This window comes from Mycobacterium parascrofulaceum ATCC BAA-614, assembly GCF_000164135.1.
Classification (GTDB): Bacteria; Actinomycetota; Actinomycetes; order Mycobacteriales; family Mycobacteriaceae; genus Mycobacterium; species Mycobacterium parascrofulaceum.
Genome location: NZ_GG770554.1, coordinates 726,038 through 744,966 on the forward strand (window position 1 = coordinate 726,038; position 18,929 = coordinate 744,966).

Genomic DNA, 18,929 nt, shown 5'->3' on the forward strand with positions numbered 1-18,929 from the left:
ATGTGCCGTTGCTATTGGCCGGCACCGTCTTCAGACATACTGTTTCGGCCATGAGCTTGATCGTTGAGGAGATGCCCGATCTCGGCATCACCCGGGTTTCGCGCTGGGTCTTCAACTGTTACGTCCTGCACGGCGGTGACGGCGCGGTGGTTGTCGACGCCGGGTTGCCGCGGGTCGTTAGCGATCTGGAGGCCGTTTTGGGTCGCGTCGGTGGCAGCCTGCACGCCGTGGTCGCGACGCATGGACACAGCGATCATGTCGCCGGAGCGGCGGAACTGACCGCCCGGCATCCCGCGCCAATCTGGTTGCCCGCCCTAACCCTTACCTATCTCGGCGGAGCGAAGCCGCGGACGCCGACCCTGGGTCGGGCCGCGAGCATCTGGCCCACTCTGACGGATCAGCCGCTCGACCGTGTCGGCGTCAGCGGGTTCCTCGGTGGCGCCCGGGTGGCGGGATACGGTACGCCGGCGGGCATGCGCTGGACCGGTCCGCCGCCCGGCGGCGGGCTGGCTGACGGGCAGGCGCTTCCCGCCGCGCCGGATTGGATCGTCGTCGACGCGGCCGGACACACCGATGACAGCATCGCGCTGTGGAACCCGACGACAAGGACGCTGCTGTCCGGCGACGCCGTACTGACGGTCCGCGGCAAGGTATGGCATACACCGGAAATCGTCGACCCGGCCAGCGCCGCCGCCACCCGTAGGCGTCTCGAAGCACTACCGGTCGCACACCTGTTGCCCGGCCATGGCCGGCCCGTTCATGCCCGAGAAACGGTCTGGTCGGGCCAGCGGCGTTGAAAAGCGGCCTGGTGTGCGCCCAGGGCTTTGCGTGTGAGCCCATGGTGACGAAAATCCGCGGATCCCGCCCTGGGCGCACGCGCGAAGCCCACGATTCACCCGCGACGGGCGAAGCTTCCCGGGCGAAGCGTGAACCTCAGCCGCGACGCGGCCGCGGCCGCTCGCCGGCGAAGCCGCGCACCACATGCGCGCGCACGAACTCGGCCGCCACGTCGGGATCGCCCAGGTCACGGATCGACGAGGGAGTGCTGAAGAGCGAAAACAGTATGCGTGCAAACCATTCCGCGGCGGCCTCGGCGTCGAGGTCTTTGCGCACCTCGCCGGTCAGCCGCGCCGCCGACAGGTAAGGCTTGAAGAAATCGACGCATTCCCGCAGCAGTACCGCGGCGTCCTTGGTCAGCAACAGGCTGACCGCATCCTCGTCGAAGTACTTCTCCGACGCGATCGACCGCCGGGCCTGGGTCACGAACACGGCCGCCTGGCTTAGCTTGTCCTCGAGCGAGCCGCCCCGGTCCATGGCCCGCGACATCTCGCGGTAGAACCGCTCGGAGGCGTGTTCGGCGCAGGCTTCGATGATGGCGCCCTTGTCGGAAAAGTACTCGTAGAAAGTGCTGCGGGAAACGCCGGCTTCTTTGGCGATGTCGACGATCGTCGCCTTGTCCAACCCCTGTCTGCCGAAGCAGGTGAACGCGGACTCGACGATGAGTTCGCGGGTATCGGTGGCCTGGGCCGGTTGAGCCGTCACGGGACCAGCGCGCCTCGTGGCACCAGACCGGCGTCGGCCGACGCGAAGGCGGCGTTGACGTCGGCCAGGTGGAACGGCTCGGGCATCAGCCGCTCGAACGGGAAGTTGGTGCGCTGCAGGAAGTTCAGCCCGATCGCCAGCGTGACGGGTTCATAGAACATGACGCCGCGCACGGACTTGTTGCCGTAGACCAGCGCGCTCGGATCGAGCTCGAAGGTCCGCCCCATGCCGACGTTGCCGACCTCGAGAAGCGTGCCGCCGTTGTTGAGGAACCCGATTCCGTCCGGGATGACGCCCGGCACGCCGACGACCTCGAGCACCCAGTCGGCGCCGATGCCGTCGGTGCGCGCGCGCACCCGTTCGGTGACCTCCGCGGTCGAGATGCCGCTGGCGTCGATGCATTGGGTGGCACCGAAATCGGCTGCGACGTCGAGTCTCCCGGCGATCTTGTCGATGACGATCACCTCGGCGGCCCCCGCCGTGCGGGCCACGGCGGCGGCGTTGATGCCCAGCCCGCCGGCACCCTGGATGACCACGGTGTCGCCGAGGCGCACATCGCGCAGCGCGAACAGCACCTGCGCCAGCGCACAGTTCAGTGGGGCGACGGCCGCGTCGGGCAGGTCGTCGGGCACCTTGTACAGCGGCTGCCGCCGGCTGGTGTAGTAGTACTCCCCGTAGGCGGCGACGAAGTGCGGCTCCTGGTCGTGCGTGCGGTACTCGCCGGCCATCAGGTTCTGGCACGCATGCGACCGCCCCCGCGCGCACGCGTGGCATTGACCGCAGAACCAGAAGTATGGGGTGACCACGCGATCGCCGACGGCCAGCGGCTTGCCGGTCGCGTCGGCGGTCAGGCCGGCACCGAGCTCGGCGATCTCGCCGACCATTTCGTGGCCCATGGCGAACGGGCACGGCAACGGCAGCTCGCCGCGGAAGATGTGCAGGTCGGATCCGCAGATGCCGGCCATCCGCAGCCGCAGCGCCGCCGTCCCCGGCGCCGGGGTGGACAACGGGAATTCGGCCAGCTCGATGAGCCCGCCGTGGGCGGTCAGCAGCGCGAGCTTGGGCATGGTGATCCCCCTCAGTCGGCGGGCGCGAGAATCAACCCGCTGGTGGGCACCCCGGTGCCCGACGTGACCAACACGTGTTCCACGTTGTCCACCTGGTTGTACGACGTCCCTCGCACCTGGCGCACCCCCTCGGTGATGCCGTTCATCCCGTGGATGTAGGCCTCGCCGAGCAGGCCGCCGTTGGTGTTGATCGGAAATTCCCCACCCAGCGACAGCCGCTCGACCGTGGCGAAATCCTTCGCCTCGCCGCGCCCGCAGAACCCGAGCTCCTCGAGCTGGGTGAACACGAACGGCGTGAAATGGTCGTAGATGAAGGCGGTTTGGATGTCCTGCGGCTTGAGGCCCGAGTCGCGCCACAGCCGCTCGGCCACCACGCCCATCTCGGGCAGGCCGGTGATGTCGTCGCGGTAGTAGCTGGTCATCATCTCGCCGTTGGCCGCAGCACCCTGGGCCGCGGCGGTGATGACGGCCGGCGGCTGCCGGAGGTCGCGGGCGCGTTCGGCGCTGGTGACCACCAGCGCGACCCCGCCGTCGCTTTCCTGGCAGCAATCCAGCAGCCGCAGCACGGGTTCGACGATCCAGCGGGAGTTCTGGTGATCCTCGAGCGTGATCGGGCGCTGGTAGAACCACGCGTCGGGATTCTTCGCGGCGTGCGCGCGGTCGACGACGGCGATCCGGCCGAAGTCCTCGTTGGTCACCCCATAGGTCGACATGTAGCGCTGGGCGTGCATCGCGACCCACGCCGCGGGGGTGAGCAATCCGAACGGCGCGTAATGCGCCATGAACAAGGGGGTTTCCGCCATGCTGCGGCCGCTGCCGCCGAACCGGAAGCCGGAGCGTTCGTTGAAGGCGCGCCAGCACACCACCACGTCGGCGACGCCCGTCGCGACGGCCATCGCGGCGTGCACGACGGTGCCGGCGGCGGCACCGCCGCCGTGGTGCACGCGGGAGAAGAAGCTCAGGTCGCCGATGCCGACATTGCGGGCGATGTCGATCTCGTCGCTGGAGTCCATCGTGAAGGTGACCATGCCGTCGACGTCGCCCGGCGCCAGGCCGGCGTCGTCGAGCGCGGCGCTGACCGCCTCGCACGCCAACTGCAGTTCGCTGCGGCCGGATTCCTTGGAGAACTCGGTCTGGCCGATGCCGACGATGGCGGCGGCGCCGGGCAGCGAGTGGTTCATGCGCCCGCCTCGTCGAGCAGGCTGAGGATCGCGGTCCCCGAGACGTGGTCGCCCAGGCTGTTGGCCCCCGTGAAGGTGACCTCGACGAAGTTCTCGCCGCCGGTGCCCTCGCTCTTCCCGGTGACGCTGCCGGTGAAGCGCAGCGGATCGTCCGGAAAGCACGGCACCCCAAGGCGAATCGACAACTTCTTGACCATCGCCTCCGGGCCGGCCCAGTCGGTGAGGAACCGCACGCAGTAGCCGTTGGTGGTGAGGATGTTCATGAACAGGTTGGGCGAGCCCTGCTTTTTGGCGTAGTCGCGGTCGTGGTGCACGGGCATGAAGTCGCGGGTGGCGATCGCCCCGGCGACGATCATCGTGGTGGTGATGGGGACGTCGAGCGGGGTGACCTGGTCGCCGACGGAGATGTCGGCCCAGCGCAGCGTGGTGGTGCGGCTCTCGGTGGTGGTCATGGCAGTCCTTCCGGATATGTTGCGCCATACGTTGCGCCATACGTTGCGCCATATGTTGCGCCATATGTTGCGCCGAGCTGGGCCAGTTGAACCGTGGCGGGGCCGAGGGTCAGCTCGTTGTGCTTGGCCCACAGGAAATAGCGGTGCAGGGGATAGGTGGTGTCGATCCCGATGCCGCCGTGGACGTGTTGGGCGGTGGCGGCGACGCGGGCGCCGGCCTCGGCGGCCCAGAACTTGGCGATGCGGGCGGCGCGGCCGGCCTCTGTCAAGGGCCGCCCGTGCGCGATCAGCCAGGCCGCGTGCCACGTGGTCCACCGGATCGCCTCGACGTCGATGTAGGCGTCGGCCATGCGCTGCTGCACGGCCTGGAAGCTGCCGATGGGCCGGCCGAATTGCTCGCGGCCGGTGGTGTATTCGGCCGCGATCCGCAGGGCTCGCTCCGCGACGCCGAGCTGGACGGCGCACAGCGCGACCAGCGCGCGGGTGTGCAGCGACTCGGCCAGGTCCGGACCGATCAGCCGGTCGGCGTCGGAAACCGCTGCGCCATCGAGGTATACGTCGGCGTGGGGTTCACGGTTGGTGGTCGCCGCGGGCCGGATCTCGACGCCGCGCGCGTCGGCCGCCAGCAGGAACAGGCCGACCTCCCCGTCCTCCATCGAGGCGGGGATCAGCACGGTGTCGGCGAGCTGGGCGGCGGGCACCAGCTCCTTGGCGCCGTCGAGCCGCCATTGACCGCCGTCCCGGCGCGCGGTGGTCGCCGGAGCCGTCAGACCGGAACGGCCCGGCTCGGCCAGGCCGGCGGTCAGGATGCGGTCTCCGGTGGCGACCCCCGGCAGGAAGCGTTGCCGCTGTTCGTCATTGCCGTGCCGCGCGATGGGGTCGGCCCCCAGCGCGAGCGTCGCGTAGGCCGGCACCGGCGCGACCGCCCGGCCGACCTCGGCCAGCAGCACCCCGAGCTCGACGAAGCCACCGCCGTTACCGCCCACCGGCTCCGGCAGCGCGGTGCCGAGCAGGTCGGCGGCCGCCAACTCCCGCCACAGTGCGTCGTCGAAGCGAACGTCGCCGGCTTCCAGCTCGGTCAGCCGCTCGGGTGTGGCCCGGTGCTCGAAGAGGTCGCGCGCGAGCTTGGAGATGGTCTCCTGTTCCTCGGTGAAGGCGAAGTCCATGGGCGCCCGCCTAGCCGGCCGGCCGGAACTGGTGCAGCACCAGGTCGTCATCGAAACCCTGGTAGTAGACCTCGACCGGCATTCCGGTTGTCACGTCGGCCGGGTCGATGCCGGTCAGATTGGACACCAGCCGCACGCCCTCCGCGAGCTCGACCAGCACGACGACGTAGGGATACTCGAAGAACGGAAACTTCGGCTCGTGCGGCATCACGTAGCTGTAGACGGTGCCGCGGCCCGACGACTCGACGGTGTCCCAATCCAGGGAACGGCAGTGCGGGCACATCGGACGCGGCGGGTGACGCAGGCGCCCGCAGCCGCCGCAGCGCTGAATCAGAAGCTTGTTGTCCCGCAACCCGTTCCAGAAGAATTCGGTATCCTTCGTGATGGCCGGCGCCAGTCGGGCGGCCATCAGCGCTCCGGCCTGAACCGCAGCACCCGGAACCGCTGCCTGCCCAGGACCTCGCCGTTCTGGTCGGTGTAGGTCGTCAGCCAGGTCAGGAAGAAGCCGGTTCCCAGCGCCGTCTTCTTTTCCTCGGAGACCGATTCGTACACCGTCGTCGCGCTGATGACGTCGCCGAGGCGCGGGTAGCGCTCGATCTCGAATTCCGAGTTGGTCGCCACCGTGCTGGTGTAGCCGGCCTCGTCGAGGAAGGCCGTTGGGTTGCTTTTGATTTCGACGGGGGCACCACCGCGTTCCCCGATGCCCTCCAGGATCGGCGACGGCATCGTCCAGGTCTGCAGCATGACCGGGGGCGACACGATGCCGCCGAACCGCGACTTCTCGGCGAACTCCGGGTCGAGGTAGACCGGGTTCATGTCGGCCATCGCGTACGCCCAGTGCCGGATCATCGGCTGGTTGACCGGATCCGGGGCCAGCGAGGGCTTGCCGGTGCCGCCGGTCAGCTGGCCGACGAGGGCTCGCACGTTGGCGCTGACGGTTTCTGAGTCGGTCACTTCAGGCTTTCCTCCTACGTTGCGGTCTATGTTGCGGTGGCGCGAAGGTCACGCGGGGCCCGCGGCATGCCCAGTCCCGCCATGGCGATGATGTCACGCTGGATCTCGTTGGCCCCGCCGCCGAAGGTGTTGATGACCGCCTGACGATACGCGGATTCCAGCGCGCCCCTCAGTGGCGCGTCCGCACCGCGGCGCACGCCGTTGCGGTCGAGCACTTCGAGCAGCTGGCGGGCGACCTGCTGGGTCAGCTCGGTGCCGAACACCTTGGCCGCCGAGGCTTCCCCCATGGACAGCACCCCCTTGGTCATCGCGGCGTTGACTCGCAGGTTGACCAGCTTGTAGGCGGCGACCTGGGCCTCGACCCGGGCCAGCGCGAGCTGCGCCCACGGCTGGTCGATCACGCGGCGGCCGTCCAGTTCGGTGTCGGTGGCCCACTGCAGCGTCCGCTCGAACAGCGGCTCCAGCGCACCCAGATTGCCCAGCGCCGCCCGCTCGAAGTTCAGCTGAGTGGTGATCAACTGCCAGCCCTGGTTCTCCCCGCCGACCAGCGCGCTGGCCGGGACCCGCACGTCGTCGTAGAACGTGTAGAAGGTGGAGATGCCCGGCATGGTGTGCAGCGGCTGCCAGGAGAACCCGGGCGACGAGGTGGGCACCATCAGGATGGAAATCCCCTTGTGCTTCTTGGCATCCGGATCGGTACGGGCGGCCAGCCAGATGTAGTCGGCGTACGCCGCGCCGCTGGTGAACATCTTCTGGCCGTTGATGACGTATTCGTCGCCGTCGCGGACCGCGGTGGTGCGCACCGATGCCAGGTCGCTTCCCGCCCCGGGCTCGGAGTAGCCGATCGCGAATTCGACGCTGCCGTCCAGGATCGCGGGCAAAAACTTCCGCTTCTGCTCTTCGGTGCCGCACTGCATCAGCGTCGGCCCGACCGTGTTGAGCGTGACCAGGGGGACCGGGGCGTTGACGCGCCGCGCCTCCTCGGAGAAGATGAACTGCTCGATCGCCGAGAAGCCGCGTCCCCCGTACTCTTTGGGCCAGCCCACGCCGAGCAGGTTCGCGGCGGCCAGCGCGCGCACGCACTCGCGCACCGCGGGACCGCCCTCCATGCGTTCGTCGACCGCGGCCCTGCGCTCGGGCGTCATCACCCGCTCCAGGGTCGCGCGGATCTCGGCGCGCAGCCGCTCCTGTTCGGGCGAGTACTCCAAATCCATTGGTTCAGGCCCCCAGCCGCACCGGCATGCGCTTGACCCCGGGCACCATGGTGGCGCGCATCCGGTCCACCGCGCCGACCAGCTCGATCTTGGGGAAGCGGCGCAGCAGCTCGTCGAACATCACGGACGCCTCCAGCCGGGCCAATTGCGCACCGACACACGAGTGTTCACCGCACCCGAACGCGATGTGCGGGTTGGGATGCCGGGTCACCTTGAACTCCTCGGAGTCGGCGCCGAAGATGTCCTCGTCGCGGTTGGCGGACCCGTAGAGCATCACCACCACGTCGCCCGCGGCGATCCGCTGGCCGCGGATCTCGACATCGGTGGTCGCGGTGCGCGCCATGTGCACGACGGGGCTGGTCCAGCGCAGCATTTCCTCGACGGCGCCCGGGATCAAGGCGGGATCCTCGACCAGCAGGCGGCATTGGTCGGGGTGGGCGATCAGCGCCAGCGTGCCCAGCGCGATCAGGTTGCGGGTGGTTTCGTTGCCGGCGACCAGCAGCAGGTAGGCGAAGTTGAGCAGGTCTTCGTCGGTCAGCCGAACGCCGTCGATCTCCGCGCCCGCCAGCACCGACAACAGGTCGTCGCGCGCGTCCACGCGCCGGGCGGCGATCAGCTTCTGGAAGTATTCGTAGAGCTGGCCCATGGCGACCAGCGGGTCGAGCTCGATCTCCGGGTCGGCCGTCCCGGTGGCGGCGTCCGACCACGCGCGGAACTGCTCCCAGTCGTCGGGCGGGGCGCCGATCAGTTCGGCGATCATCCGGGTGGGCAGCGGGGCGGCGATCTCGTCGGCGAACTCGTGCACCGAATCGGGTTGGATGCCGTCGAGAATTCCCCGTACGATCTCGCGAATCTTCGGCTCCAGCAACGCCACCCGCCGCCGGGTGAAACCGGAGTTGATCAGCTTGCGCAGCTGCCGATGCCGTGGCGGGTCGGTGAAGATCAGGTTGCCCTCCTGCACCGCGTCCCCCATCTGCGGGTCCGGAATGGTGATGCCCCGGGTGGAAGTGAACCTGGCCGGGTTGGCCGACACGAAGCGGATGTCCTCGTACTTCAGCAGCGCCCAGAAGTGGGTGACCTCGTTCCAGCACACCGGCGCCGTCGCGCGCAGCTCGCGGTACGCCGGGTACGGATCGCCGGCATAGAAGTCGGGGGAGTGCAACAGGGCAGCGGGCAAAGTGGTCCGCACGGCGGCCTCCCTGAACATGCGATCCGACACATTGACGCAATGTGTCTTGCGGCCTTGTGTCTACCCCGCGCCGCATGTTCCTGTCAATACCGCGGCAAGGCGGGAAATCGCGTGCAATTCGTGCATTTGGTGATTGACGGCACGGGGGCAGGGGTGTACACCAAGTGGTTAGATGACCGACGTTCGGGTGAGGAAGCGCATGACCGAGCTGCACACTCCACGATCTCTTGTCGACACCTACCAGCTCTACATCGACGGCAGATGGGTCGAGCCGGAGGACGGTCGCTACGAGGACGTCAACCCGGCCACCGAGCAGTCCATCGGCACCGCGCCCGACGCGAGCGTGGCCCAGGTCGGCGCGGCGATCGACGCCGCGCGCCGGGCGTTCGACGGCGGGCCGTGGGGGCGCCTGGGCCCCGAGGGCCGGGCGGGCTGCCTCAATCAGCTCGGTGAGGCGCTGCTCAAGCACGCCGACGAGATCTTCGCGCTGTCACAGGTCGAGTGGGGCTGCGTCACCAACGAGCGCATGATGCAGATCGACGGCGCCGGCTACATGTCGATGCATGCCGCCCAGCTCGCGACGAAGCTGGTCGACGAGCCGGTGACCGGGATCGGCGCCGGAACGACGTTGCTGCGGCGCGAACCCCTCGGTGTCGTGTCGATCCTGACCCCGTGGAACTTTCCGCACTGCCTCAACGTGATGAAGGTGAACAACGCGCTGGCCGCGGGAAACACGGTCGTGCTCAAGCCTTCACCGCTGACCCCGCTGGCCGGGCTCGCGCTCGCGCGCATCATCGACGAGGAGACCGACATCCCGCCGGGCGTGGTCAACGTCGTCACCCCGTCGGGGCTCGAGGCCGCCAAACTGCTCACGACTGATCCGCGCATCGACATGATCAGCTTCACCGGCAGCTCGGCCGTCGGGTGTGAGGTCATGCGCGCGGCGGGCGACGCGATGAAGCGGCTGTTGCTGGAGTGCGGCGGCAAGTCGGCCAGCATCATCCTCGACGACACGCAGGTGACCGACGAGATGCTGCGGCAGATGCTGTTCGACTGCTGTTCCCTGCACGCCGGGCAGGCCTGCATCCTGCACAGCCGGCTGCTGCTGCCCGATTCGTTGCACGACGACGTCGTCGACCGGCTGGTCGCGCTGGCCCGCGGCGTCAAGGTCGGCGACCCCCAGGACCCGGCGGTTCAGATGGGGCCACTCATCAGCGCGGCGCAACGCGACCGCGTGCAGGCACACGTCGACGGTGCGGTCAACGACGGAGCCAAGCTGGCGACCGGCGGTGGGCGCCCGGCCGGCTTGGACGTCGGTTTCTATTTCGAACCGACGATTCTCACTGGCGTGCAACCGGATTCGACGATCGCGCAGGAGGAGGTGTTCGGCCCCGTCCTGTCGGTGCTCCGGTACCGCGACGACGAGGACGCCGTCGCGATCGCGAACAACTCGTGCTACGGGCTGTCCGGCGCCGTGTGGGGCAGCGACGTCGACCGGGCCGTCGGGATCGCCCGGCGCATGCGCACGGGCCAGGTTGCCGTCAACGGCATCGGGCCGGGCGATGCGCCTTTCGGTGGTTTCAAACTGAGCGGGTTCGGCCGGGAGAGCGGCGGAATCACCGGACTGCACCAGTACATGGAGGTGAAGGCCATCGGGATCCCGGCATGACGGGACCCCTCGCCGGGCTCCACGTCGTCGAAATCGCCACCGAGATCTCAGGTCCTTACGCCGCAAAGCTCTTCGTCGACCTCGGCGCCGAGGTCACCAAGATCGAGGCGCCCGCCGGGGACCCGCTGCGCCGCTGGGGCCCCTTCCCCGGCGGGATGGCCGACCCGGAGCGCGGCGGGCTGTTTCACTACCTAAACGCTGGAAAGCGCGGCACCACAATCGATCTGGAGCGGCCGGACGACCTCGCGGCCGCGCGCGAGCTCATCGCGGGGGCGCACGTGCTCGTCGAGGACCTCGCACCGGGAACACTGGAAGCCTGGGGCCTGGGCGCCGACGCCCTGGGCGGGCTGAACCCGAACCTGGTGCTGCTGCGCATCTCCGCCTTCGGTCGTCGCGGACCGTGGCGTCAGCGGTCCGCCACACCCTTGACGCTGCAGGCGGCGTCGGGCTGGGTCAGCACCCGGGACCCCGACCGGCCACCGGTTCAGGTCGGCGCCCGCATCGGCGAGTACGTCGCGGGCGCCTACGGCGTGCTGGGCGCCCTGACCGCGTTGCGGCTGCCGCCCGCCGGCCGGGTGCGGGAGGTCGACGTCTCGCAGTTGGAGGCGCTGCTATCGACGCTGCCCTACCCGATGCTGATGGCGCAGCGGATGAAAATGCTTGGCCTGCCCCCGAACCTGCGGTCGGCCCCCATGCTGGGCGTCGTGCGGGCCGCCGACGGCTGGGTGGGCATCAACTGCCTGACGGGCCAGCACTGGCTGGACGCGTGCGCGATGCTCGGGCTGCCCGAGTACGGCGAGCACCAGATCGCGATCATGATGGGCGGGCCCGAACGTGACGAGTTCTTCGGCAAGGCCGAGCCGTTGCTCGCCCGGCAGACGGTGGCCGAGATCGTGGAACTCGGTCAGGCGCTGCGCATCCCGACCTCCCCGGTCAACGACGGTGCTACCGCGCTCGACTGTCCGCAATACGCCGAGCGCGGGTTCTTCGTTCATGCCGGTGGCCCGGGGTGGTCATTCCGGCGGCCAGGCCCGGCGTTCCGCTTCTCCAAAACGCCTGTGGCACGGCCCGGGCCGGCGCCTCAGCTCGGCATGCCGCCCGCGCGGTGGGCGGCCGACGCTCGATCGCTTGGCACAACCGAAGGGCCGCAGCCGTTCTCCGGCCTGAAGGTTCTCGACCTGACGACGTTTTGGGCCGGCGCCTACCTGACTTGCTACCTGGGTGCGTTCGGGGCCGACGTCGTCAAGGTCGAGTCGATCCAGCGGCCGGACGGGCACCGCTACTCGGGCGCCTTCGCCTACGAGGGCGACGACTGGTACGAGCGCAGCCCCATCTGGCAGGCCACCAACCTCAACAAGCGCGACCTCACCCTCGACCTGACCTCGGAGCGTGGCCTCGACATCGCCCGGCGGCTGGCCGCCGACGCCGACGTGGTCGTGGAGAACTTCTCCCCCCGCGTGGTCGAGCAGTTCGGCCTGGACTACGACGCGCTGGCGGCGCTGAACCCCGCCGTGATCGCCGTGCGCATGCCCGGATACGGACTGCGGGGCCCGTGGCGCGACTACGTCGGCTGGGCGCTGAACTTCGAGCAGACCTCGGGGATGTCGGCGGTCACCGGCTACCCCGACGGTCCGCCGTGCAACCCGCAGGGCCCCGCCGACCCCATCGTCGGGGTACACGCGGCGGTGGCGCTGCTGGCCGCGCTCGAACACCGGCGCCGCACGGGGGAGGGCCAACTCATCGAGATCGCGCAGATCAAGGTCGCCGCCTGCGTCGCCGCCGAACCGGTGATCGAGTATTCGATGACCGGCGTCGTGTCCCCGCGCCGGGGCAACCGGCGGCGCGGCTACCTGCAGGGCGTCTACCCGACCGCGGAGGACGGCGTGTGGGTGGCGCTGTCGCTGCCCGACGACGGGCGGCTCGACCACGACATGTTCGACGAGCTGGTCGCCGGGTGGACCCGCACCCAAACCGCGGCCATGGTCGTGAAATCACTGCAGGAGCAGGGTATCCCGGCCGAGCAGGTGGTCACCGGCGAGCGGATGTACGACGGTGACCTGATCGGGGCGCAGCTCGACGCGCGCGGCTACTACGAGGAGTTCGTCCATCCGATCACCGGGCCACACCGCTACCCCGGCTGGCCGTTGCGCATCACGCCCGGACCTACCGGCCACCACCGGAGCGCCCCGCCGACGCTGGGCCAGCACAACGACGAAGTCCTTGCCGGTCTGGGCCTGTCCGCGGACGAGATCGCGAGCCTGCGGGCCGGGCGGGTCATCGGGGAGCGGCCGCTGGGCGCCTGAGCCGTGAGCCTTTGGTAAACGGCCCGTCACATGCGAGGCTGCTGACATGGTCATCGAGATCGCCCGCCCCAAGCTCGAGGGAAACGTCGCCGTCGGCGAGGACCGCCAGATCGGCTTCGCCGAATTCGGCGACCCGCAGGGGCGCGCGATGTTCTGGCTGCACGGCACGCCGGGCGCCCGCCGACAGATCCCGGTCGAGGCGCGGGTCTACGCCGAGGACCACCACATCCGGCTGATCGGCCTCGACCGCCCGGGGATCGGCTCGTCGACGCCGCACCGGTACCAGAACATCCGCGCGTTCGGCGACGACCTGCGCACCATCGCGGACACGCTCGGCATCGACAAGATGGCCGTCATCGGCCTGTCCGGCGGCGGCCCGTACGCGCTCGCGTCCGCCGCGGTGCTGTCCGACCGGGTCGTCGCGCTCGGCGTGCTCGGCGGCGTCGCGCCGTTCCTCGGTGACGAGGGCATCACCAGCGGCCTGATGAACCTGGGCAAGCGGGTGGCACCGCTGCTGCGGCTGGGCGGTGACCCGCTGCGGATCGGTGCCAGCCTGGTGGTCCGGATGATCCGCCCGGTCGCCAACCCCGCCCTGTATCTCTATGCCGCGATATCGCCCGAGGGCGACCGCCGCCTGCTGACCCGGCCGGAGTTCGGCGCCATGTTCCTCGACGACCTGCTCAACGGCAGCCGCAAGCAGCTGGCGGCCCCGTTCAACGACATCATCCTGTTCACCCAGGACTGGGGATTCCGCCTCGACGAGGTCAAGGTCCCGGTCCGCTGGTGGCACGGCGACAGCGACCACATCGTGCCGTTCGCGCATGGCGAGCACGTCGTGTCCCTGTTGCCCGACTGCGAGCTCATCGTGCTCCCGGGCGAAAGCCACCTCGGCGGCCTGGGCCGCGGCGAGGAGATCCTGTCCACCCTGACCAAGATCTGGGACGAGCAGCACTGACGCGGTGGCCGCCGGGTAGCCTGCTGACGTGCTGCTGGCGTCCCTGAATCCCGCGGCGGTCACCGCCACCGACGTTCCCGACGCGGTACGCATCGACGGCGCCGTCTTGAGCCGCAGCGACCTGGTCGGCGCCGCCACGTCGGTGGCCGAGCGGGTCGCCGGCGCGGACCGGGTCGCGATCCTGGCCACGCCCACGGCGGCGACGGTGCTCGCGGTGACCGGGTGCCTCATCGCCGGCGTCCCCTTCGTCCCGGTGCCCGCCGACGTCGGCGCCGCCGAACGCCGGCACATGCTCACCGATTCGGCGGCGCAGGCCTGGTTGGGCCCCGTCCCGGACGAGGCGGAGGGGCTGCCGCACATCCCGGTGCGGCTGCACGCCCGATCCTGGCACCGCTACCCCGAGCCGCCGCCGCACGCCACCGCGATGATCATCTACACCTCCGGCACCACCGGGCTGCCCAAGGGCGTGGTGCTCAGCCGCCGCGCGATCGCCGCGGACCTCGACGCCCTGGCGCAGGCCTGGCAGTGGACGGCCGACGACGTGTTGGTGCACGGCCTGCCGCTGTTTCACGTGCACGGGCTGGTGCTGGGCCTGCTCGGGTCGCTGCGGATGGGAAATCGCTTCGTGCACACCGGGAAACCGACCCCGGCGGGCTACGCGCGGGCCTGTTCCGAGGCGGGCGGCACGCTGTTTTTCGGCGTCCCCACGGTGTGGTCGCGGGTGGTGGCCGACGAGGCAGCCGCCCGGGCGCTGCGCCCCGCGCGGCTGCTGGTCTCCGGGAGCGCGCCGCTGCCCGTGCCGGTCTTCGACGGGCTGGCCCGGCTCACCGGCCATCAGCCGATCGAGCGGTACGGCGCCTCCGAGTCGCTGATCACGGTGTCCACCCGCGCGGACGGCGAGCGCCGGCCGGGCTGGGTGGGGCTGCCGCTCGCCGGCGTGCAGACCAGGCTGCTCGACGACGCCGGCGGCCCGGTCCCGCACGACGGGGAAACCGTTGGGCGCCTTGAGGTTCGGGGCCCGATGATGTTCGACGGCTATCTGAACCGGCCGGAGGCCACCGCCGCGGCGTTCGACGACGACGGTTGGTATCGCACCGGAGACGTCGCGGTGATCGACGCCGCGGGCATGCACCGCATCGTGGGCCGGGAGTCGGTCGACCTGATCAAGTCGGGCGGCTACCGGATCGGCGCCGGCGAAATCGAGACGGTGCTGCTCGGCCACCCCGGGGTGCGGGAGGTCGCCGTCGTCGGCATGCCGGACGAAGACCTGGGTCAGCGGATCGTCGCGTTCGTGGTCGGCGCGCCGGAGTTGAACGCCGATGGCCTGATCGATTACGTCGCCCAAGAGCTCTCGGTGCACAAGCGGCCCCGCGAGGTGCGCCTGGTAGACGCGCTGCCGCGCAACGCGATGGGCAAGGTGCTCAAGAAGCAGTTGTTGTCCGGCGGCTGACCCGCGGACAAGCGGGCGGACACGCAGCAAGTTGCCAGCCGGCGTGGCGGGCGTGACCGTGCGGCTTCACCTACCGTCGTAGGCGTGCAGCGACTGTCGACGGCCGTGGCGACACCCGCGCCCACCCCCATGTCCCGGATAGCCGCCGCCTGCCTCGTCGGCTCGGCCATCGAGTTCTACGACTTCCTGATCTACGGGACCGCGGCGGCGCTGGTGTTCCCCACGGTGTTCTTCCCGCACCTGAGCCCCACGGTGGCCATGATCGGCTCGATGGGAACTTTTGCCGCCGCCTTCCTATCCCGGCCACTCGGCGCGGCCGTCTTCGGCTACTTCGGGGATCGGCTGGGCCGGAAAAAGACGCTGATCGCGACGCTGCTGATCATGGCCGTCTCCACCGTCACCGTGGGCCTCGTGCCCACCACCGCGACCATCGGGATGGCGGCCCCGCTGATCCTGGTCGGCCTGCGGCTGTTGCAGGGATTCGCCGTCGGCGGCGAGTGGGCGGGCTCGGCGTTGCTGAGCGCCGAGTACGCGCCGACCGGCAAACGGGGCCGCTACGGCATGTTCACCCTGCTCGGTGGCGGTACCGCGGCGGTGCTCAGCAGCCTGACCTTTCTCGGCGTGAACGTCACGATCGGCGAGAACAGCCCCGCGTTCCTGCAGTGGGGGTGGCGCGTTCCATTCCTGGTCAGTGCCGCGCTGATCGGGATCGCCCTGTACGTGCGGCTCAACATCGAGGAGACCCCGGTGTTTGCCGAGGAGAAGGCGCACAACCTGATCCCCAAGGCGCCGACCGCCGAGGCGCTGCGCCTGCAGCGCCGGGAGATCGCGCTGGCCGCCGGGAGCATGATGACTGCATTCGGCTTCGTCTACATGGGCAACACCTATCTCGTCATGTACGCGCATGCGCACCTGGGCTATTCGCGCGGCTTCATCTGGTCCGTCGGCGCGGTCGTCGGGCTGGTGAGCATCTCGTGCGTCGCGCTGTCGGCCACGCTGTCCGACCGGATCGGGCGCCGCCGCATCATGCTGTTCGGTTGGGCGGGGTGCCTGGCGTGGTCGTTCGTGGTGATCCCGTTGATCGACACCGGCAAACCCGCCTGGTATGTGGTCGCGATCGTGGGGATGTTCGCCCTCACCGCGATCGGCTCGGGACCCACGGCGGCATTCGTGCCCGAACTGTTCGCGACCCGCTACCGCTACAGCGCCTCGGCGCTGGCACAGAACCTGGCCGGCGTGGTCGGTGGGGCGTTGCCGCCGCTGCTGGCCGGCACGTTGCTCGCCACCTACGGCAGCTGGGCGATCGGCCTGATGCTGGGCCTTCTTGCCCTGATCAGTCTGGCCTGCACGTATCTGCTGCCGGAAACCAATGGGGCCGCTTCGCTGTTCGAGGCCCGGGCCGGCGGCTAGCTCAGTTGGCGTGCAGGTCCTCGTTGAGGGCGATGCCCTGACCGCCGCGGGCCACCACCTCGACGGCCCCGCTGACCGAATTGCGGCGAAACAGCAGATTGTTGCCGCCGGACAGCTCCGAGGCCTTCAGCACCTGGCCGTCGGGCGTGGCGACCTTGGTCCCTGCGGTCACGTACAGGCCGGCTTCGACGACGCAGTCGTCGCCCAGCGAGATGCCCAGGCCGGCGTTCGCGCCGAGCAGGCACCGCTTGCCGATCGAGATGACCTCCGTGCCGCCGCCGGACAGCGTGCCCATGATGGAGGCGCCGCCGCCGATGTCCGACCCGTCGCCCACCACCACGCCCGCCGAGATGCGGCCCTCGACCATCGACGCCCCCAGGGTGCCGGCGTTGTAGTTGACGAAGCCCTCGTGCATCACGGTCGTCCCCGGCGCCAGGTGGGCGCCCAGGCGCACCCGGTCGGCGTCGGCGATGCGCACCCCGGTGGGCACGACGTAGTCGACCATGCGGGGGAACTTGTCGATGCCGTAGACGGTCACCGGGCCGTGCCGGCGCAGCCGCGTGCGGACCGCCTCGAACCCGTCGATCGCGCACGGCCCGCGGTTAGTCCAGACGACATTGGTCAATACCCCGAACAGGCCGCCGGCGTTCAGCCCGTGCGGCGCCACCAAGCGATGCGACAGCAGATGCAGCCGCAGGTAGGCGTCGTAGGCGTCGGCGGCCACGTCGTCGAGCGAGCCGATGACGGTGCGCACCGCGATGGTCTCGGTGCCCCGGTCGTCGTCGCGGCCGACCAGCGGGGCCAGCTCCGGCGGGACATCCGAGAGGGCCAGGCGCGACGTCCCGCCGGTGCCCGATTCGGTCAGTTCCGGTGCGGGGAACCACGTGTCGAGAATCGATCCGTCGGCGGCCAGCGTCGCCAGCCCGATGCCTACACCTCCAGTCACGGCGGTCAGGTTACTTGGGCCGCCGAGCAGACGCAGAATCGCATCCCAAGGCGGCCGACAGTGCGATTTTGCGTCTGCTCGCCGCGCGGTGGCGACCCATTACCCTGGGACCCGTGCTGGACTTGCGCGGGGACCCGATCGAGTTGACCGCTGCGCTGGTCGACATCCCCAGCGAATCGCGTGACGAGGCGCGCCTGGCCGACGAGGTGGAGGCCGCGCTGCGCGCCCAGACGTCGGTCTTCGAGATCGTCCGCAACGGCAATGCGGTGCTGGCGCGCACCCGGGCGGAGCGGCGCTCGCGGGTGCTGCTGGCGGGGCACCTGGACACCGTCCCGGTCGCCGGCAACCTGCCCAGCCGCCGCGAGGGCGGCGACCTGTACGGGTGCGGCGCCGCCGACATGAAATCGGGCGACGCGGTCTTCCTGCATCTGGCCGCCACCGTCGCCGAACCCGTCCACGATCTGACGCTGGTGTTCTACGACTGCGAGGAAATCGAAGCGGCCGCAAACGGTTTGGGCCGCATCGAGCGGGAGTTGCCGGACTGGCTGGCCGCCGACGTGGCCATCCTGGGCGAGCCCACCGGCGGCTACATCGAGGCCGGCTGCCAGGGCACGCTGCGGGTCGTCATCTCCGCCGCCGGAACGCGCGCCCACTCGGCACGGCCGTGGTTGGGGGACAACGCCATTCACAAATTGGGCGCCGTCCTGGACCGGCTGGCCGCCTACCGCGCGCGCACCGTGGACATCGACGGTTGCGAGTACCGCGAGGGCCTCTCCGCGGTGCGCATCGACGGCGGCGTCGCGGGCAACGTGATCCCCGACGCGGCCGCGGTGACGGTGAACTTCCGCTTCGCCCCGGACCGGTCGGTCACCGCGGCGCTTCAGCACGTGCACGAGGTGTTCGACGGGCTCGACGTGCGCATCGAGCAGACCGACGCCGCCGCGGGCGCGCTGCCCGGGCTGTCCCAGCCCGCCGCCAAGGCCCTGGTCGAGGCCGCCGGGGGACAGGTGCGGGCGAAGTACGGCTGGACCGACGTCGCGCGTTTCGCCGCGCTGGGTATCCCGGCGGTCAACTTCGGGCCCGGCGACCCCAACCTGGCGCACCGGCGCGACGAGAGCGTCCCGGTCGCCAACATCACCGCCGCGGTGGCCATGCTGCGCGGCTACTTGGGCGGCTAGTTTCGCCCGTTCGCCCCCGAGCGTCACGCCAGCGTGACGCCGCGCGCCGAGTGTCACGCCAGCGTGACGCCGCGCGCCGAGTGTCACGCCAGCGTGACGCGTGTGGGGTGGTCGGCGAGTGTCACGCCAGCGTGACGCGTGTGGGGTGGTCGGCGAGCGTCACGCCAGCGTGACGCCGCGCGCCGAGTGTCACGCCAGCGTGACGCACGCAAGCGTGACGCCGCGCGGCCCCCAACTCGATCGCGTTCAGCCC

Annotated in this window: 17 protein-coding genes; 7 read left to right on the top strand and 10 right to left on the bottom strand. The window is 70.1% G+C overall.

The window, feature by feature from the left end; all coding sequences use genetic code 11:
• A partial coding sequence (locus HMPREF0591_RS13455) for an MBL fold metallo-hydrolase (RefSeq protein WP_244268893.1) occupies positions 1-797 on the top strand: 797 nt, incomplete at its 5' end.
• A gap of 136 nt (positions 798-933) precedes the next feature.
• Here the strand turns inward: HMPREF0591_RS13455 and HMPREF0591_RS13460 are convergent.
• The 9 genes from HMPREF0591_RS13460 to HMPREF0591_RS13500 are packed head-to-tail and all read right to left on the bottom strand — an operon-like array spanning position 934 to position 8,783.
• Positions 934-1,542, bottom strand: a complete 609-nt coding sequence (locus tag HMPREF0591_RS13460) for a TetR/AcrR family transcriptional regulator (protein ID WP_007169122.1) — start codon at positions 1,540-1,542, stop codon at positions 934-936.
• On the bottom strand, positions 1,539-2,609 hold the full coding sequence (locus tag HMPREF0591_RS13465; RefSeq protein WP_007169123.1) for a zinc-binding dehydrogenase: 1,071 nt from the start codon (positions 2,607-2,609) through the stop codon (positions 1,539-1,541). Before HMPREF0591_RS13465 ends, HMPREF0591_RS13460 begins: the two co-directional genes overlap by 4 nt.
• Positions 2,610-2,620: 11 nt before the next feature.
• Positions 2,621-3,790 carry a lipid-transfer protein gene (locus tag HMPREF0591_RS13470; RefSeq protein ID WP_007169124.1) on the bottom strand — a complete coding sequence of 390 codons (1,170 nt, stop codon included), beginning with the start codon at positions 3,788-3,790 and terminating at the stop codon, positions 2,621-2,623.
• A complete protein-coding gene (locus HMPREF0591_RS13475; RefSeq protein WP_007169125.1) occupies positions 3,787-4,242 on the bottom strand; it encodes a MaoC family dehydratase in 456 nt (151 codons plus the stop codon). The genes HMPREF0591_RS13470 and HMPREF0591_RS13475 overlap by 4 nt, the downstream gene beginning before the upstream one ends.
• Entirely contained in the window at positions 4,239-5,408 is a 1,170-nt protein-coding gene (locus tag HMPREF0591_RS13480) for an acyl-CoA dehydrogenase family protein (RefSeq protein WP_007169126.1), read from the bottom strand. Before HMPREF0591_RS13480 ends, HMPREF0591_RS13475 begins: the two co-directional genes overlap by 4 nt.
• Positions 5,409-5,418: 10 nt before the next feature.
• Complete coding sequence (locus HMPREF0591_RS13485; protein WP_007169127.1) at positions 5,419-5,817, bottom strand: Zn-ribbon domain-containing OB-fold protein; 399 nt, start codon at positions 5,815-5,817, stop codon at positions 5,419-5,421.
• Entirely contained in the window at positions 5,817-6,362 is a 546-nt protein-coding gene (locus tag HMPREF0591_RS13490; RefSeq protein ID WP_007169128.1) for an FAS1-like dehydratase domain-containing protein, read from the bottom strand. The genes HMPREF0591_RS13485 and HMPREF0591_RS13490 overlap by 1 nt, the downstream gene beginning before the upstream one ends.
• A 26-nt stretch (positions 6,363-6,388) precedes the next feature.
• Positions 6,389-7,576, bottom strand: a complete 1,188-nt coding sequence (locus tag HMPREF0591_RS13495) for an acyl-CoA dehydrogenase family protein (protein ID WP_007169129.1) — start codon at positions 7,574-7,576, stop codon at positions 6,389-6,391.
• Positions 7,577-7,580: 4 nt separating this feature from the next.
• Positions 7,581-8,783, bottom strand: a complete 1,203-nt coding sequence (locus tag HMPREF0591_RS13500) for a cytochrome P450 (protein ID WP_007169130.1) — start codon at positions 8,781-8,783, stop codon at positions 7,581-7,583.
• A gap of 181 nt (positions 8,784-8,964) precedes the next feature.
• On the opposite strand from HMPREF0591_RS13500, the gene HMPREF0591_RS13505 reads away from it, so the two are divergent.
• The 5 genes from HMPREF0591_RS13505 to HMPREF0591_RS13525 all read left to right on the top strand — a co-directional run bounded on the left by HMPREF0591_RS13505 (position 8,965) and on the right by HMPREF0591_RS13525 (position 16,552).
• Positions 8,965-10,434 (top strand): aldehyde dehydrogenase family protein, encoded by a 1,470-nt coding sequence (locus tag HMPREF0591_RS13505; protein ID WP_040622808.1) that lies wholly within the window; start codon positions 8,965-8,967, stop codon positions 10,432-10,434.
• The gene (locus HMPREF0591_RS13510; RefSeq protein WP_007169132.1) at positions 10,431-12,737 is read left to right on the top strand and encodes a CaiB/BaiF CoA transferase family protein; all 2,307 of its coding nucleotides are present in this window, start codon (positions 10,431-10,433) and stop codon (positions 12,735-12,737) included. Before HMPREF0591_RS13505 ends, HMPREF0591_RS13510 begins: the two co-directional genes overlap by 4 nt.
• Positions 12,738-12,783: 46 nt before the next feature.
• Positions 12,784-13,692 carry an alpha/beta fold hydrolase gene (locus HMPREF0591_RS13515; RefSeq protein ID WP_007169133.1) on the top strand — a complete coding sequence of 303 codons (909 nt, stop codon included), beginning with the start codon at positions 12,784-12,786 and terminating at the stop codon, positions 13,690-13,692.
• A gap of 28 nt (positions 13,693-13,720) precedes the next feature.
• Positions 13,721-15,142 (top strand): acyl-CoA synthetase, encoded by a 1,422-nt coding sequence (locus HMPREF0591_RS13520; RefSeq protein WP_007169134.1) that lies wholly within the window; start codon positions 13,721-13,723, stop codon positions 15,140-15,142.
• A gap of 129 nt (positions 15,143-15,271) precedes the next feature.
• Entirely contained in the window at positions 15,272-16,552 is a 1,281-nt protein-coding gene (locus HMPREF0591_RS13525; RefSeq protein WP_040622493.1) for an MFS transporter, read from the top strand.
• 1 nt (position 16,553) lies between these two features.
• Here HMPREF0591_RS13525 and dapD read toward each other — a convergent pair whose 3' ends face one another.
• Positions 16,554-17,507, bottom strand: a complete 954-nt coding sequence (gene dapD / locus HMPREF0591_RS13530; protein ID WP_085981598.1) for a 2,3,4,5-tetrahydropyridine-2,6-dicarboxylate N-succinyltransferase — start codon at positions 17,505-17,507, stop codon at positions 16,554-16,556.
• 104 nt (positions 17,508-17,611) lie between these two features.
• Here dapD and dapE point away from each other — a divergent pair, with 104 nt between their 5' ends.
• Positions 17,612-18,676, top strand: coding sequence for a succinyl-diaminopimelate desuccinylase (gene dapE / locus HMPREF0591_RS13535; RefSeq protein WP_007169137.1), 1,065 nt, complete (start codon positions 17,612-17,614; stop codon positions 18,674-18,676).
• Positions 18,677-18,929: the final 253 nt, after the last annotated feature.